Consider the following 14,442-nt stretch of genomic DNA (forward strand, 5'->3'; position numbering starts at 1 on the left):
AGCGGGAAATCGTCGTCCACGTCTTGCCTCGTCATGCGAAAGGCGCCGAAAATACCCCGACGATACGATGGCAGCGAGCCAGTGTCGCGCGATCCCCAGCGCACAAGTACCTGGAGAAGTTCCATGCCGACCAGCCATGATCTCAAGGGGCTGATGAAATTTCTTGCTCGTGACGAATGGCGCGAATGCTTCGAGGAAGTTTTCAACGAACATTTCGGCCCGGTCCTCGACGGCGAAGGGGATTTTGAAGACCTTGCCGAGGTCCTCGGCGACCATTGGACGAACGCTCTTTGGGGCTGCGCTTTCGAGGATTTCCTGACGCAGGATTTCGAGAGCGAATCCAGCAATATCGTCGATGAGTATCTGAAGCGCCGTGGCTGGAAAGAAAGCGCGCAAGCAAGGGCCTATATGGCGGCGCTGCGTAGCTCCGTCATGAGTTTGTATGAGGTGAGCGACGTCGTTCCGGGAGTATCTTTCATGGCGCGCGACCTTATCCGCGGTGGCGAGCCGATCGCCGTCAGCGAGGGCAGCGCCACCAAGACTTTGAGGCAGTGGGACAAGCTTGCCGCGAGGATCGTCCCTGTCATGGGAAAAAACGTCATGGCCGGCGGTGTCTTGTCCTTTACCCCTCGGGCCACGGAAAAGTTGTTCGATGGGCTGCGGGACCTGTTCGGCAAAAGAAACGCGAAAAAGCTACCGGCCATCAAGAATGACGAGCTGCAGGCTGCAGCATTCATGTTCACGCTCTCATGGCTGTTCGACACCCTTGGCAGGGTGACGGGGCCGCGGTTGCAAAACACCGATGGCGACGAAATCGTATTCCACAGCGTCCGCTTTCCGCTTGCTGCAGGCGCTAAACAGGAGGACATCGCTGTTCTATTGAACGATATTCCAGCCTTGTCGCAGGCGGACGCGAAATTCTGGAACTGGCTGGAGGAGACCCCGAAAAGCGGTAACAAAGCAAAAGCAGCTGCCGGTCCTGCCATTGATACCAGGATGGATAATGGTCCGCTCGTGCTTGGCAATGTCGAGTTGAAGGGCCGTTCCCTGCATCTGTCCCCAATTCCGCTGCACGGGCGGAAAAGGGGACTGCCTTGATCCGGCAGGCCCTCGGCGGTCTTGTCCGGACTCCGCTTACCGAAATTCGCCCAGTCGAGCAGATTAAGGCCGAACGGCCACGTAAAGGTGCCGAAACATCGCGATCGAACATCCCGCCAGAAATCGCCGAACAGGGCATCCGCGAGCACCTGGACCGGCACTATCTGGAAACGCTCGACCTACCGGTCAAAATGCTCGGCAACAAGACACCGCGTCAGGCTGCCAAAACCGCGGCCGGGCGCCAAAAAGTGGCCGAGTGGCTGAAATACCTCGAAAACCAGACCGCCAAGCAGCCTGACCCAACCCATCCGATGGCGACCTACAGCTTCGAGTGGATGTGGAAGGAACTCGGCGTTCACGATCTGCGCCGATAGCAACCTCGGTATCCGTGTCGTGACAATCCACCCGGACCGGGATCAACGGTCCAGCCGCATCACATGCCGGCGCGTGCCGGCGGTGCCGATCTCATGGAAGCCGCGCGCGGCGAACATGTCGCGAAACCCCATGAAGCGGTAGCTCGGTGCGGCCTCGTCGACGGGGTAGGCCTCGACGATGCGCGCTCCCTTGGCGAAAGCATGCTCGATCGCCGCATCAAGCAGGGCGGAGGCCAACCCGCCGCCGCGCAAGGCCCTTGGGACATAGAAGCAGACGATCGACCATATGCCGGTTTCGGTGTCGTCCTGCTGCTTTGAAAGTTTTCGATAGGTCTCGCGCGGTGCGACCGAGCACCAGCCAACTGTCCTGCCGTCCAACTCGGCGACGATGCCGACCGGCGTGCCGTCATCGATGAGCGCCATCATCATGCGCTTCTTCTCGTCGTTCTGGATGTGCTCGCGGCTGGAATGGCGCCAGGCCATGCACCAGCAATATTTCGGCGCGCCGGGCTGCTCGAACAGCGCCTCGAAATCGGCGCGCGTCTTTTGCGTCACCTCGACGAAGCGGATGCCGGCAAGGTCAGGCCCTTGCGGCCGCGAGCCTTTCAAGCTGTTTGGCATCCGTCAGTTCCTTGACCGCATCCTTGCCGATCCAGCGCGCCGTCTTGCCGGACGATGCCGCCAGTTTCTCGGCCAGCGCAAGGGCAGGGGCGTGCAAGCTCATCGACCGCTTGCCGATCTGCCGCAGCGCCCAATTGACCGCCTTGCGGACGAAATTGCGCGGATCGCCGGCATGTTTTTCGATCAGCGGCAGATAGGCAAGGAAGGTCGCGTCAGGCTCTTTCTTGAGATGCACCGCGCTCCAGGCCAGCATGGCAAAGGCGGTGCGACGGACGAATTCGCGCTCGTCTTCGGCGAACTCGTCGATCAGCTCGCGCCAGAACGGTGTTTCGGCAAACAGGTCGGCAACGGTGTCGACTATCTCCCAGCTGTCGAAATCCGCGGCCCAGCGCCGGCATTGATCGATGTCGACCCTCTTCGGCTCGCCGGTGAAGGCCGCCATCAGCCGCGCCTCCCGAACACCGCTATCCCACAGCAGAAGCGATCGCTCGTGGTTCTTCTTCAGCTTGCGCGCCAGCGGCCGCAGGTCGGAATTGCCGACGCCGAGCGCTTTGGCGGTGTTGATGCCGAAGCGCGCCATGCCGGCGCGGTTTTCCGCGGTGCCAATCGCGCGCAAGTGAGCCACGATGTCGTCGGCGCTCCAGCTCGGATCGGGCAGGGGCATCGCGACGCCTATTTTTCGAGACGGGCAAGCAGCGAGGACGTGTCCCAGCGCTTGCCGCCCATGTCCTGCACATCCTTGTAGAACTGGTCGATCAGCGCCGTCACAGGCAGCTTGGCGCCGTTGCGGTTGGCTTCCGCCAGGCAGATGCCGAGATCCTTGCGCATCCAGTCGACCGCAAAGCCGAAATCATATTTGCCGGCGTTCATCGTCTTGTGGCGGTTTTCCATCTGCCAGGAGCCGGCGGCGCCCTTGGAGATCACCTCGATCACCTTTTCGATGTCGAGGCCGGCCTTCTTGCCGAAATGGATGCCTTCGGCCAGCCCCTGGACGAGACCGGCAATGGCGATCTGGTTGATCATCTTCGTCAACTGGCCGGCGCCGGCCGACCCCATCAGGCCGACCATGCGGGCGTAGGCGTCGATGACCGGCCTGGCCTTGTCGAAGGCGGCCTGCTCACCGCCGACCATGACGGTCAGCACGCCGTTCTCTGCGCCGGCCTGGCCACCGGATACCGGCGCGTCGAGGGAGGAGAAGCCGGCTTTGCGCGCGGCCTCGTCGAGCTCGCGCGCGACCTCGGCCGAGGCGGTGGTGTTGTCGATGAAGACTGCGCCCTTCTTCATCGCTGCGAAGGCGCCGTTCGCACCGGTTGTCACCGAGCGCAAATCATCGTCATTGCCGACGCAGGAGAAGACGAAATCCTTGCCCTCTGCCGCTTCCGCCGGCGTCAGCGCCAGCTTTCCGCCATGCTGGGCGACCCACTGCTCGGCCTTTGCCTTGGTGCGGTTATAGACGGTGACGTCATGACCGCCCTTGTTCCTGAGATGCCCGGCCATCGGGTAGCCCATGACGCCAAGACCGAGAAATGCAACCGATGCCATAAGCCTGCCTTCCAACAAAACAGAGATTTCAGTGCCGGAAGGTCTAGGCCATGCGAAAAATTCGTCAAGGCACGCAGCGCCGCATCGACTAGTGCAGGGCGATGCGCGCCACTCTGAAGCGCGTCGCGCTGAAACGGATCCAGTCGACGCGCTTTAAGTTTTTTGTTTGATGCATGTCGTTCCCCCAAAACCGCTGCGCACTTTTGGGCGACATGCATTAGCGGTGCAGGTGGATCGTGATCCGGCGCTCGATCCATTCGACGCCATGACGCAGGATCTCGACCATCACCAGATAGACGATCGCCACCCAGATATAGGCCTGGATATCGAAGGATTTTGCGTAGGCTAGCTTGGCGTTGCCCATCAGATCGTAGACGGTGATGATGGCGACGATGGCCGAAGCCTTGATCATCAGGATGAGCTCGTTGCCGTAGGGCCGGAGCGCGACGATGATCGCCTGGGGCAGAACCACTTTGCGCAACGTCTGCAAGTTGTGCAGGCCAAGCGAGGCTGCCCCTTCCCATTGGCCGCGCGGCACGCTTTCGATGGCGCCGCGCAGGATTTCGGCCTGATAGGCGGCGGTGTTGAGCGAGAAGGCGAAGACACCGCAATAAAAGGCCTCGCGGAAGAACCACCACAGCCCGACCGTTTCAAGCTCGGGCCGGAACGAGCCGACGCCGTAATAGACCAGATAGGTCTGCACGAGCAGCGGCGTGCCGCGGAAGAAATAGACGTAGCAATAGGCAAGCCCCGACAGGATCCGGTTCTCCGACATGCGGCCATAGGCGACCGGCAGCGAGAAGATGGCGCCGAGGACCATTGAAATGCTCACCAGCGAGAGCGTGGTTCCCAGGCCCTGCAGATAGGCTGGAGCATATCTGGCGAAGAACTCGGCGTTCCACGCATAGACCAGGTAGGCAACGATGCCGGCACCGAACAACACCCAGATGCCGACCAGCGCGTAGCCGAGGATGCGGGCTCGCGGCCAGCCGCGCGCTTGCGGAGGCGGCTTGTCGATGGCGATAGCCTGGCTGACGGTCATCGCGCTTCCCTCCGGCCGAGGTGGCGCAGGATGTAGCTCGTGGCGATCGACGACAGAACGGCCAGCAGCAGGAAAATCAGCGAGGCAACACTGTAGAAGAGGAAGGAATGCCTGGTAACGCGCGCCGCGACACCGGATTGGCGCAAGGTCTCCGCGAGATTGACCACCGAGACCAGCGAAGTGTCCTTGAGCAGGCTCAGCCAGCAATTCTCCAGGCCGGGAAAAGCGATGCGTATCAGCTGCGGCAGGACAACCAGCCGCATCGTCTGCCATTTCGACAGGCCAATGGCGTAGCCGCCCTCATATTGGCCTTTGGGAATGGCCCGAAAGGCGGAGAGGAAGACCTCGCTGGCATAGGAGGAGAAGATCAGCGACAGCACGATCATGCCGGCGACGAAGCTGTTGACGTCGATCGTCGCGTCCGGATTGAACAGCCGCACGAGGTGTTGCAGCAGCAGCGGCATGCCGAAGAAAAACAGGAACAGCGTCACCAGTTCGGGCAGGCCGCGAAATACGGTGGTGTAGATGTTGGCCGCGAGCCGAAGCGAGGGCTCTTCTTGCTGCTTGGCGAAGGCGACGAAAAAGCCGATCATCAGGCCGATCGGCAATGTGGCCAGCGCCAGCGCGATGGTGACCAGAACGCCAGACGCAATGTCGTCACTCCAGCCGTCCGGTCCCCAGCTGAGAAGTGTCCAAATGCTTTGGGCCGGCATTGACGGGTGATGTCTCCGTGGCGATCCCGGAAGGATTTAAGGACGGCGAGGGGTTGCTCGCCGCCCTTGGCTATCGATCAGGATTCGGCGCCGTAGACGTCGAACTTGAAGTATTTGTCGTTGATTTCCTTGTACTTTCCGTTCTTGCGGATGGTGTCGATCGCGGTGTTCAGCTTGTTGACCAGATCGGTTTCGCCCTTGCGCACGGCAATGCCGGCGCCCGGTCCGAAGATCTCGACCGGCTGCGGCGAAGGCTGGCCGAGGATCTTGCAGCAGGCGCCGTCCGGCGTATCCAGCCACTGCTGGAGCACGACGATGTCGTCCTCGATCGCATCGAGACGGCCGTTGGCCAAGTCAGCCTGTTCCTCGGGGCTGCTCGGATAGCCCTTGATGGTGCTGTCCGTGTAGGTCTTGGAAGCATAGTTGTAGTGCGTGGTCGTGGTGGCGACGCCGATGTTCTTGCCGGCGAGGTCTTCCTTGGTCACGCCCTTGAGCGGCGAGTCCTTCGGCACGGCGATCGCCGAGGGCGTGTTGTAGTATTTGTGGGTGAAGTCCACCTTTTCCTGGCGCTCGGGCGTGATCGACATCGAGGCGACGATGGCGTCGAACTTGCCGGCCTGGAGCGCCGGGATGATGCCGTCCCAATCCTGCGCGACGAAGGTGCACTTCACCTTCATTTCGTCGCAGAGAGCCTTGGCGATATCGATGTCGAAGCCGACCAACTGGCCGTCAGAGGTCAGGTTGTTGAAGGGCGGGTACGCGCCTTCGGTGCCGATCCTCAGGGTCTTTTCCTGAGCCTGGGCGACGCCAAGTGTCAGCAGCGCGGCCGAAGCGGCAAGCGCGATACGCAGTGCAATACGCATGATAATCCTCTCATATTGTCATGGCCGCTGTTCCGTGCGGCTCTTGTGGGCGGTCGTTTCTTGACCACCCGCTAGAGTGGATACTCCCACTCTTTGCGAGAAAAAAGCAACCGCAAATCAACGGCAAACGACAATCGCGATCTGCCGCTGCGTTACTTGGTTTGAGCCACGAGACCTGTGCTGCGCTCGACAAAGTCGGCTATCGATTTTGTGTCGTTGAGGTCGAAGACCGGCAGCTTCTCGCCTTCGACCGGAAAGTCGGCGGCGACCGCGATAATGTTGGGATCGCTGGTCGAAAGCGGCGTCCGGTCCTTGGCTTCGAGACGCCTTGCCTCGATCTTCTTATGCGCTTCGCGCTTGTAGCCTTCGACGAGCACGATATCCGAGGGCGTCAGGCGCGACAGGATGTCGTCCAGCGACGGTTCGTCCTCGTTGCGCAGTTCGTGCATCAGCGCCCAGCGCCGGCCGGAGACGATCGCGACCTCCGTCGCGCCCGCCTGCCGGTGGCGAAAGCTGTCGGTGCCCGGCTTGTCGATGTCGAAGTCATGGTGAGCGTGCTTCACCGTCGAGACCGTCCAGCCGCGCGCCACCAGTTCGGCGACCAACTTTTCCGTCAAAGTCGTCTTGCCGGAGTTCTTCCAGCCGGTGATGCCGAACACGCGTCTCATGGCCTGAGGCTTTGCAACAGACTTCTCGCCGCCGCAAGGTCGTCCGGCGTGTTGATGTTGAAGAACGGGTCGATCCTTTGGTCGCCAGCCTCGATCATGGGGAACTCTACCTCGATATAACCCTGGCGCTGCATAAAGTCGGAAACCCGCCGGTAATCCTCGTCGACCAGGAAATGACGCAAGGCGTCGCGCAGGCCGAGCGGCCATAGCGCGAAGGTCGGGTGCCATCTGCCGTCCGAACTGGCGACGGCGATCGCGCCTGGCCGGTCGCGGGCTGCTGCGACCAGGCGCTCGACGAGGTCGTCGGGGAAGAACGGCGTGTCGCCGGCGGCGCTCGTCAGCCACCGGCAGCTTGTTTGCGTTGCCGCCCATTCGAGACCGGCGAGGACGCCGGCCAGCGGTCCGGCATAGCCTGGCACCGTATCTTCGATCATCGGCAGGCCCATGGCGACAAATCGCGCAGGATCGCCATTCGCGTTGAGCCCCAAGATCGCGACCTGAGGCTTCAAGCGCGCGACGACGTGATCGATCAGCCTCTCTTTACCCAACGAAAGCAACGGCTTGTCACCACCGCCCATCCGGCGCGACCGGCCTCCCGCCAGAATGATACCCGCAGCATTTCGCTCCATCGCACCTATATGCCGTCCGGCGCCATGTCGGGTCCAGCGCTTTCGGCCGCAGGCTGCCTGCGGCCCACGACGCGCTCGCGGTAGAGTGCATAGAGGCCGGAGCCGATGATGATTGCGGCGCCGACGATCATCGGCACATCGGGGATATCGCCGAAGATGACGAGGCCAAGCAGGATCGACCACAGCAGCGCGGTGTAGCGGAACGGCGCGATGAAGGAGATGTCGCCCGAGCGCATCGCCATGATGATGAACTGGTAGCCGATCAGCACCAGCACCGCAGCCAGCGCCAGCAGCGCGGTCGCCCGGCCGCTTATCGGCGTCCAGCCTCCCATCGGCGACAAAAGCAGCGCGCCCAGGACCGTCATGGCAAGTGCGGTCGCCGTCGACACCAGCATGGTCGGGATGGCCTGCGGGATACGCTTGGTGGAGAGGTCGCGCACCGCGCAGCAAACCACGCTTGTCAAGGCCAGCAGCGAATAGACGCTGAACCCTTCGAAACCCGGCCGCACGATGATCAGCACGCCGGCGAAGCCGACGGCAATGGCAATCCAGCGTCGCCAGCCGACGCCTTCGCCGAACACCAATGCCGCGCCCATCGTGACCGCCAGCGGCAGCGCCTGAAGCACGGCCGAGACATTGGCGATCGGCAGATGCGCAAGGGCGATCAGGAACGACACCGTGGCTCCGGCTTCGCCTGCCACCCGCGCAGCCACCATCGGCTGCAGCATGGCGGCCGGATTGGCAAGCGCGCCGCGCCGCCAGGCAAGCAGGCCGACGAAGAGAGACGCGAAGGCGCCGCGCACCAGCATGACCTGCGCCATGTTCATCGATTCGGAAGAGAATTTGGTGATCGCGTCGTTCAAGGTGAAGCCGACCATGGCCACGATCATGAACAGCGCGCCGCGCAGATTTGGCGAGAGGGGCAAAGGCGTTTCCGGATTCTATTTTGGACTGAGCCTGTAGCAGGCAGCCGGGAACCAGCAACGCCAAAGAAATGGGCCACGAATTTCTGCGCAACCCATGAGATCGATTTACGAAGGCTTACTTCGGCGTCAGCACTTCGGTGCCGTTGCCGTTCTGGCCGGCGATGGTCCACAGCCCGTGCAGCGAGCCGTCTTTCTCCATCTTGTAGACGACGAGACCGATTTCCTTGCCCATCGCATAACCGGCGGAAAAGGCATCGTCGTTACGCATGCAGATGCCGTCCGAGGTCGAGCCGCCGGTTTCCCAGTGGATCGTGCAGGTCGTGTCGCTGGTCAGCGTGATGGTCGCTTCGCCGTCATATTTCGAGCCATCGAAATTGGTGCCGGCGACCGTGTAGGTGCCGCCGATCGACTGAGCCGCAGCCGGTAGCGAGGCAACCCCAAGCATGGCAAGTGAAAGCATGAATGTGCGCATGTGCACTCCCCCTAAGAGCGAAAAATCGCAGCCAGAAGCTAGGCTGGAAATGGCTGGCGGTAAATCGGACGGAAGGTGGCGCGAGCGCTTTATTTTCAGTGTAGCCAGGGCTGCCTCAAGGGCCGCGCAGGCTCTTGGCGATGGCCCCGGCTAGCGCATCGTATTTCGTCTTCAGCGCGGCGGGATATTCGATCCAGACGGTGCGGATGACGTCGTCCTTTCCGAAAAGGCGCCGTTCGTAGAAGATCTTGCCGTCCTTGGTGCCGGAAAGCACTGCCCAGTTCTTGCCCGTCTTGCTGTAGGTGACCTTGTAGCTCGGCTCGGTGCTTGCTTTCTCTGCGGCGACGAAACCCTGCGGGGTGTCATTGTCGACATTGTAGATGCCGGAACAGGTCAGGCTGGCGCCATCGGCGCTAAGCCATTGCTGTCCGTCGCCATTTTCCGGCTCGGGCATCGGGTTGTTGAAAATCTCGTCAGGGAAGGTGCACGACTGGCCAAAGCGGGCGTTCACGTAAGTGAACGGCTTGGCAATTGCGGCTGTCGTGGCGATCACCGACAAGGACAAAGCGATCGCCAATGACGCAGCGATAGAGCGAAGACGTAGCATCGTGCCCCCCAGGTTTTGACCAGGGCCGATCATGCATCAACACAGAGAAAAAATCAGCCGCCGGTGACGCTCATATGCCGCGACACCGCGGGGCGGCTGGTGCGGCGGTCGATGATGAAATCATGGCCCTTGGGCTTGCGGCCGATCGCCTCGTCGATCGCCTCGCCGACCAGTTCGTTGCCTTCGGACGCACGCAACGGCGCCCGGAGGTCGGCCGCGTCCTCCTGGCCTAGGCACATATAGAGCGTGCCGGTGCAGGTCAGCCGGACACGGTTGCAGCTTTCGCAGAAATTATGCGTCATCGGCGTGATGAAGCCGAGCCGGCCGCCGGTCTCCGCGACGTGGACATAGCGGGCAGGGCCGCCGGTCTTGTAGGAGATGTCGGAAAGCGTGAACTGGCGCTCCAGGGAGGCACGCAGCAGCGACAGCGGCAGATACTGGTCGGTGCGGTCGGCGTCGATCTCGCCCATCGGCATCGTCTCGATGAGGGTGAGGTCCATGCCGCGGCCATGCGCCCAGCGAATCAGCTCAGGGATTTCGGCATCGTTGAAGTCGCGCAGCGCAACCGCATTGAGCTTGATCTTCAGCCCGGCCTTCTGCGCGGCATCGATCCCTTCCATCACCTTGCCGAGATTGCCCCAGCGCGTGATCTGGTGGAATTTTTCGGCATCGAGCGTGTCGAGCGAGACATTGATGCGCTTGACGCCGCAGTCGGCGAGCTCGGCGGCGAAGCGCGATAGCTGCGAGCCGTTGGTGGTCAGCGTCAGCTCCTCAAGCGCGCCACTTTCGAGATGGCGCGACAGCTGGCGCACCAGATGCATGATGTTCTTGCGCACCAGCGGCTCGCCGCCGGTCAGCCGCAGCTTCTTCACGCCTTTTTCGATGAAAACGGTGCAGAGCCGGTCGAGCTCCTCGAGCGACAGCAGATCCTTCTTGGGCAAGAAGGTCATGTCCTCGGCCATGCAATAGGTACAGCGGAAATCGCAGCGGTCGGTAACCGACACGCGCAGATAGCTGATCGTGCGACCGAAGGGGTCGATCATGTCCATTTGCAAAGCGTTTCCCGTGGCCTGAACGACGTCGTTATATATGGCTATGTGATACGATCCAACCGCGCATTCAAGATAGAAGGTCTTGATCTTTGGTAACATTCCCCGACCGACATTCAATGTCGGCTGCTTCCTAATCATCTTTTCGGATCGTGCGAAGCGGCGTAGGGAAGGGCGCAACCCCAGACAGGACCAGTCATGACCGCGCCAAAGGAACTCAGGGTCTCGAAGGACCGCAAGCTGCTGACCGTAACCTTTCCGGGTCACCAGCCGTTCGAGCTGCCGGCCGAGTTCCTGCGCGTGGCCTCGCCATCGGCCGAGGTGCAGGGCCATTCGCCGGAGCAGCGGGTGACGGTGCCCGGCAAGCGCAATGTCGGGATCCTCAAGATCGAGCCGGTCGGCAACTACGCGGTGCGCATCACCTTCGACGATCTCCACGACACCGGCATCTTCACCTGGAACTATCTGCATACGCTCGGCCACGAAAAAGACGAGCGCTGGAACGCCTATCTCGCGGAACTCCACGAGAAGGGGCTGAGCCGCGACCGTTAGCCTGGTTCCAGGAAGTTTCAATCTCGTCGGCCGGCTGTCGTTAAAGCGTCATGGATATCGAGTAGCGCCGGCAAAAAGTCAGGAGGCGAAAAAATGTCGCTCATCACATCCGTCGAGCAGCTCGAAGCCCTCTATGGGCTGCCGGGCGAAGCCTCGGTCGTCAAGGAACTCGACCATGTGATTCCAGAATATGCCGCTTTCATCGAGGCCTCGCCCTTTGTCGCCCTGGCGACGAGCGGACCGGAAGGTCTCGACTGCTCGCCGCGCGGCGATCTCGGCGGCTTCGTGCGGATCGTCGATGAGAAAACGCTGATGATGCCCGACCGGCGCGGCAACAATCGCGCCGATTCGCTGAAGAACATCATCCGCGATCCGCGCGTCGGGCTGCTCTTTCTTGTGCCTGGCTCGGGCACCACGCTGCGCGTCAACGGCCGCGCCCGTATCACCACCGATGCCGAGCTTTGCGCCTCCTTCATGGTCGACGGCAAGCCGGCGCGCTCGGTCACCGTTATCGATGTCGACACGGTCTATTTCCAATGCGCCCGCGCCATCGTCCGCTCCGATCTCTGGAGCCCGGCCAGGCATGTCGACCCAAAGTCGCTGCCGACGCCCGGCCAGATCCTCGAGGTCACCAGCCGCAGGAACATCGACGCCGAGACCTATGACAAGGAATGGCCGGAGCGGGCGAAGAAAACCATGTGGTAATGGAGGCCTGGCTCAGGCTTCTTTCAACACGTCGGCGATCTTGCGCATCTGCTCGCCGATCATGTCGCATTGTTCCGGCGTCGACTGGCTCATCGCCTTCTCGATCAGCGCCATGTGCACTTTCAGCGCTTTCATCAGCAGAGCCTCGCCCGCCTCGGTGAGGTTGAGCCGCAGCACGCGCTTGTCCTTCTCGTCGCTCTCGCGGCGCAGCAGGCCGCGCGCTTCGAGCTGCGGCAACAGCATCGTGATGTTGGAGCGGCCGACCAAGAGCTTGCGGGCAAGGTCGTGTTGCGACATGCCGGGGTGCCGGTAGAGGTTCATCAGCACGTCGAGCTGTGCCGGCTTGAGGTCGAGCGGGGCAAGCTTCACCGCCAGCGTGCGCTCCAGCGCATGGCAGGCGCGCGCCACCGCGACCCAGTTGCGGAAGCGCGGGTTGTCCCAGGGCAGCTCTTGCTTAATGTTCATGTTTGAACTATTATGTTCATGCTTGAACGAATGGATGGACTGCCAATATGGCATCATTTGGAATGAAGGTCATCCGGGGCGTTTTTGGCGCGGCTGAGCATGTTGCGCCGCGCCTCAGCGGCCGCGCCGCCTTCGAATTGTTTTGCCGCACGCCGAACGCCAAGGCCTTGAGCGATGGCGAACGCCGTGCCGTCGAACGTGCCTCAGCTTTCATGGCCGAGGCGCGCCATCACAGGCTCAAGACGAAGAGAGATTGCGTCGCCGTGCATGAATTCCGGCCGGAGCCGGGCAGGGAGCCGCGCGGCACGGTGCTCGTCATCCATGGCTGGCGCTCGCGCACCGAGTATATGCGCACCCTGATCGAAGGTTTTCGTGGCGCCGGCTACAAGGTCGTCTCGCTCGACCTGCCCGGGCATGGCCATTCGCTCGGCCGCCATCTCAACATGGTGAATGCCGTGGACGCGGCGCGCGTCGCCGGCGAATGGTTCGGTCCGTTTGCTGCCGTCGTCGGCCACTCCTTCGGCGGCGCGATTGCCGCCAATGCCGTCGCGGCATCGGTCAAGGGCATGCCGCCGCTGGCAGCGCAAAAGCTGGTGCTGATCGCGGCGCCGAGCTCGCTGCCGGCAATCTTCGACGACTTCAGTCGCATGATGAATGTCGGGCCGCGCTCCCGCGTCGCCATGGCGGATCGGGTGAAACACCTTTCGGGCCGGCCGCTCAGCGAATTCACCGGCGATCGCCAGCTGGCGGCAGCGCCCGTGCCGACACTGATCATCCATGCGCCGGACGATCGCGAGGTTCACGCCGACCATGCCAAGCGTTATGCGGGCGCTGGCGAGCATGTCCACCTGCACTGGGCCGATGGGCTCGGCCATCGCCGTATCCTCGCCGACAGGGACGTCGTTGCACGCGCGGTCGGTTTCGTGACCGGGCAGCGGGAATCGATCCTGCACTAGGTGCTATCCTAGGCTGCGGCCAAGGCGCGGCTCTGTTCCGGCCAGCAGTCGCTGGATGTTGGCGCGATGGCGCACAATCACGTAGAGGCTGCCCGCGATAACCAGCAACCGATAGGGCAACGGTTGCTCCAGCCCGCAGACAAGCGCGACCGCCGTCAGCGCCGCCAGCATCGAGCTGAGCGAAACAATCCGGAAAAGAGCGAGCGTGACGACAAATGTCGTCGCGGCGCCCAACCCTACCGGCCATGACATCGCCAGCAGCACACCCAGGCCCGTCGCTGCGGATTTTCCGCCTGTAAAATTCAGCCAGATCGACCGGCCATGCCCCAGCAAGACCGCCAGTCCGGAAAGGCAAACGGCCCAAGGCGCCAAGGTTTGCAGGTCAAGCGCCGTCGGCGTTGCGGCGGACGATAGCGTGCAGCACCAGGGATAAAACCAGCGGGCAAAGACGATCGCAGCCACGCCTTTCAGCACATCGACCACCAGCACCGCCAGCGCGGGCCATTTGCCCAAGGTTCTGAGCACGTTCGTAGCGCCGGTGGATTTGGAGCCGTGCTCCCTTATGTCGATGCCCTTGAGCAGTTTGCCGGCCAGATAGCCGGTAGGCGTGGAGCCGAGGAGGTACGCGATCGCCAATCCAACCGCACTCGCTATCCAGAAAACCATTGACGTCGATCGATTCCACGTTGCGGAAAACCGTGATCAGTCGGCCTTTTTCTTCTGCCCGGGCTCGACGGGCAGGCCGGCCGCCTTCCAGGCGGTGTAGCCGCCAAGGATGTGCTTGACCGGCGTGAGGCCCATGTCCTGCGCCGTCTTGGTGGCGAGCGCCGAGCGCCAGCCCCCGGCGCAGAAGAAGACGAAGGTCTTGCCCGAGGCGAAGAACGGCTTGTGGTAGGGGCTTTCGGGATCGATCCAGAATTCCAGCATGCCGCGCGTCACGTGCCTGGCGCCGGGGATCTTGCCGTCACGCTCGACCTCTCGAGGATCGCGCAGGTCCACGAAGATCGTGTCGTCATGCTCCAGCAGCCCGGCTGCCTCCTCCGGCGACACGACCTCGATCTCGGCATTCGCCTCGTCGAGAAGCTGGCGATAACCTTTCTTCACGGCAAATCCTCCTGGCCACTGCTGCGGCCGCTGAAATTTCGATCACAAAGCCTTGC

General features: G+C 62.2%; 20 protein-coding genes. 5 read left to right on the forward strand and 15 right to left on the reverse strand.

What is annotated here, in order from left to right:
- Nucleotides 1-123 precede the first annotated feature (123 nt).
- Both AC0L2L_RS06560 and AC0L2L_RS06565 read left to right on the forward strand, forming a co-directional pair.
- Nucleotides 124-1,098: a DUF7986 domain-containing protein gene (locus AC0L2L_RS06560; RefSeq protein WP_473576980.1), complete on the forward strand. Its 975-nt coding sequence runs from the start codon at nucleotides 124-126 to the stop codon at nucleotides 1,096-1,098.
- Nucleotides 1,095-1,472: a hypothetical protein gene (locus tag AC0L2L_RS06565; RefSeq protein WP_473576981.1), complete on the forward strand. Its 378-nt coding sequence runs from the start codon at nucleotides 1,095-1,097 to the stop codon at nucleotides 1,470-1,472. Before AC0L2L_RS06560 ends, AC0L2L_RS06565 begins: the two co-directional genes overlap by 4 nt.
- Before the next feature lie 42 nt (nucleotides 1,473-1,514).
- Here the strand turns inward: AC0L2L_RS06565 and AC0L2L_RS06570 are convergent, their stop codons facing one another.
- The 12 genes from AC0L2L_RS06570 to moaA form a co-directional block, all read right to left on the reverse strand.
- Complete coding sequence (locus AC0L2L_RS06570) at nucleotides 1,515-2,093, reverse strand: GNAT family N-acetyltransferase (RefSeq protein ID WP_473576982.1); 579 nt, start codon at nucleotides 2,091-2,093, stop codon at nucleotides 1,515-1,517.
- A complete protein-coding gene (locus tag AC0L2L_RS06575; RefSeq protein ID WP_473576983.1) occupies nucleotides 2,053-2,757 on the reverse strand; it encodes a DNA alkylation repair protein in 705 nt (234 codons plus the stop codon). The genes AC0L2L_RS06570 and AC0L2L_RS06575 overlap by 41 nt, the downstream gene beginning before the upstream one ends.
- An 8-nt stretch (nucleotides 2,758-2,765) precedes the next feature.
- Nucleotides 2,766-3,635 (reverse strand): NAD(P)-dependent oxidoreductase, encoded by an 870-nt coding sequence (locus AC0L2L_RS06580; RefSeq protein WP_473576984.1) that lies wholly within the window; start codon nucleotides 3,633-3,635, stop codon nucleotides 2,766-2,768.
- A 217-nt stretch (nucleotides 3,636-3,852) separates the two neighbouring features.
- Entirely contained in the window at nucleotides 3,853-4,677 is an 825-nt protein-coding gene (locus AC0L2L_RS06585) for an ABC transporter permease (protein WP_473576985.1), read from the reverse strand.
- A complete protein-coding gene (locus tag AC0L2L_RS06590; RefSeq protein WP_473576986.1) occupies nucleotides 4,674-5,390 on the reverse strand; it encodes an ABC transporter permease in 717 nt (238 codons plus the stop codon). The genes AC0L2L_RS06585 and AC0L2L_RS06590 overlap by 4 nt, the downstream gene beginning before the upstream one ends.
- Nucleotides 5,391-5,467: 77 nt before the next feature.
- The gene (locus tag AC0L2L_RS06595; protein WP_473576989.1) at nucleotides 5,468-6,253 is read right to left on the reverse strand and encodes an ABC transporter substrate-binding protein; all 786 of its coding nucleotides are present in this window, start codon (nucleotides 6,251-6,253) and stop codon (nucleotides 5,468-5,470) included.
- Between the two features lie 152 nt (nucleotides 6,254-6,405).
- Entirely contained in the window at nucleotides 6,406-6,921 is a 516-nt protein-coding gene (gene mobB / locus AC0L2L_RS06600; protein WP_473576990.1) for a molybdopterin-guanine dinucleotide biosynthesis protein B, read from the reverse strand.
- Nucleotides 6,918-7,550 carry a molybdenum cofactor guanylyltransferase MobA gene (gene mobA, locus AC0L2L_RS06605; protein WP_473576991.1) on the reverse strand — a complete coding sequence of 211 codons (633 nt, stop codon included), beginning with the start codon at nucleotides 7,548-7,550 and terminating at the stop codon, nucleotides 6,918-6,920. The genes mobB and mobA overlap by 4 nt, the downstream gene beginning before the upstream one ends.
- A 5-nt stretch (nucleotides 7,551-7,555) precedes the next feature.
- Nucleotides 7,556-8,476: a DMT family transporter gene (locus tag AC0L2L_RS06610; RefSeq protein ID WP_473576992.1), complete on the reverse strand. Its 921-nt coding sequence runs from the start codon at nucleotides 8,474-8,476 to the stop codon at nucleotides 7,556-7,558.
- A 115-nt stretch (nucleotides 8,477-8,591) separates the two neighbouring features.
- Entirely contained in the window at nucleotides 8,592-8,948 is a 357-nt protein-coding gene (locus AC0L2L_RS06615; protein WP_473576994.1) for a hypothetical protein, read from the reverse strand.
- A 115-nt stretch (nucleotides 8,949-9,063) separates the two neighbouring features.
- Entirely contained in the window at nucleotides 9,064-9,555 is a 492-nt protein-coding gene (locus tag AC0L2L_RS06620; RefSeq protein ID WP_473576995.1) for a hypothetical protein, read from the reverse strand.
- Between the two features lie 53 nt (nucleotides 9,556-9,608).
- Nucleotides 9,609-10,604, reverse strand: coding sequence for a GTP 3',8-cyclase MoaA (gene moaA, locus AC0L2L_RS06625; protein ID WP_473576996.1), 996 nt, complete (start codon nucleotides 10,602-10,604; stop codon nucleotides 9,609-9,611).
- Between the two features lie 198 nt (nucleotides 10,605-10,802).
- Between moaA and AC0L2L_RS06630 the strand changes: the two genes are divergently transcribed.
- Both AC0L2L_RS06630 and AC0L2L_RS06635 read left to right on the forward strand, forming a co-directional pair.
- Nucleotides 10,803-11,156, forward strand: a complete 354-nt coding sequence (locus AC0L2L_RS06630; RefSeq protein ID WP_473576998.1) for a gamma-butyrobetaine hydroxylase family protein — start codon at nucleotides 10,803-10,805, stop codon at nucleotides 11,154-11,156.
- 93 nt (nucleotides 11,157-11,249) lie between these two features.
- A complete protein-coding gene (locus AC0L2L_RS06635; RefSeq protein WP_473577000.1) occupies nucleotides 11,250-11,861 on the forward strand; it encodes a pyridoxamine 5'-phosphate oxidase family protein in 612 nt (203 codons plus the stop codon).
- Between the two features lie 12 nt (nucleotides 11,862-11,873).
- Here the strand turns inward: AC0L2L_RS06635 and AC0L2L_RS06640 are convergent, their stop codons facing one another.
- Nucleotides 11,874-12,326: a MarR family winged helix-turn-helix transcriptional regulator gene (locus tag AC0L2L_RS06640; RefSeq protein ID WP_473577001.1), complete on the reverse strand. Its 453-nt coding sequence runs from the start codon at nucleotides 12,324-12,326 to the stop codon at nucleotides 11,874-11,876.
- 47 nt (nucleotides 12,327-12,373) lie between these two features.
- Between AC0L2L_RS06640 and AC0L2L_RS06645 the strand changes: the two genes are divergently transcribed.
- The gene (locus tag AC0L2L_RS06645) at nucleotides 12,374-13,282 is read left to right on the forward strand and encodes an alpha/beta hydrolase (RefSeq protein WP_473577002.1); all 909 of its coding nucleotides are present in this window, start codon (nucleotides 12,374-12,376) and stop codon (nucleotides 13,280-13,282) included.
- A gap of 3 nt (nucleotides 13,283-13,285) precedes the next feature.
- Here the strand turns inward: AC0L2L_RS06645 and plsY are convergent, their stop codons facing one another.
- Entirely contained in the window at nucleotides 13,286-13,948 is a 663-nt protein-coding gene (plsY, locus tag AC0L2L_RS06650) for a glycerol-3-phosphate 1-O-acyltransferase PlsY (RefSeq protein WP_473577003.1), read from the reverse strand.
- Between the two features lie 36 nt (nucleotides 13,949-13,984).
- Nucleotides 13,985-14,386, reverse strand: coding sequence for a rhodanese-like domain-containing protein (locus AC0L2L_RS06655; protein ID WP_473577004.1), 402 nt, complete (start codon nucleotides 14,384-14,386; stop codon nucleotides 13,985-13,987).
- Nucleotides 14,387-14,442: the final 56 nt, after the last annotated feature.

The organism is Mesorhizobium sp. WSM4832, from assembly GCF_055811115.1.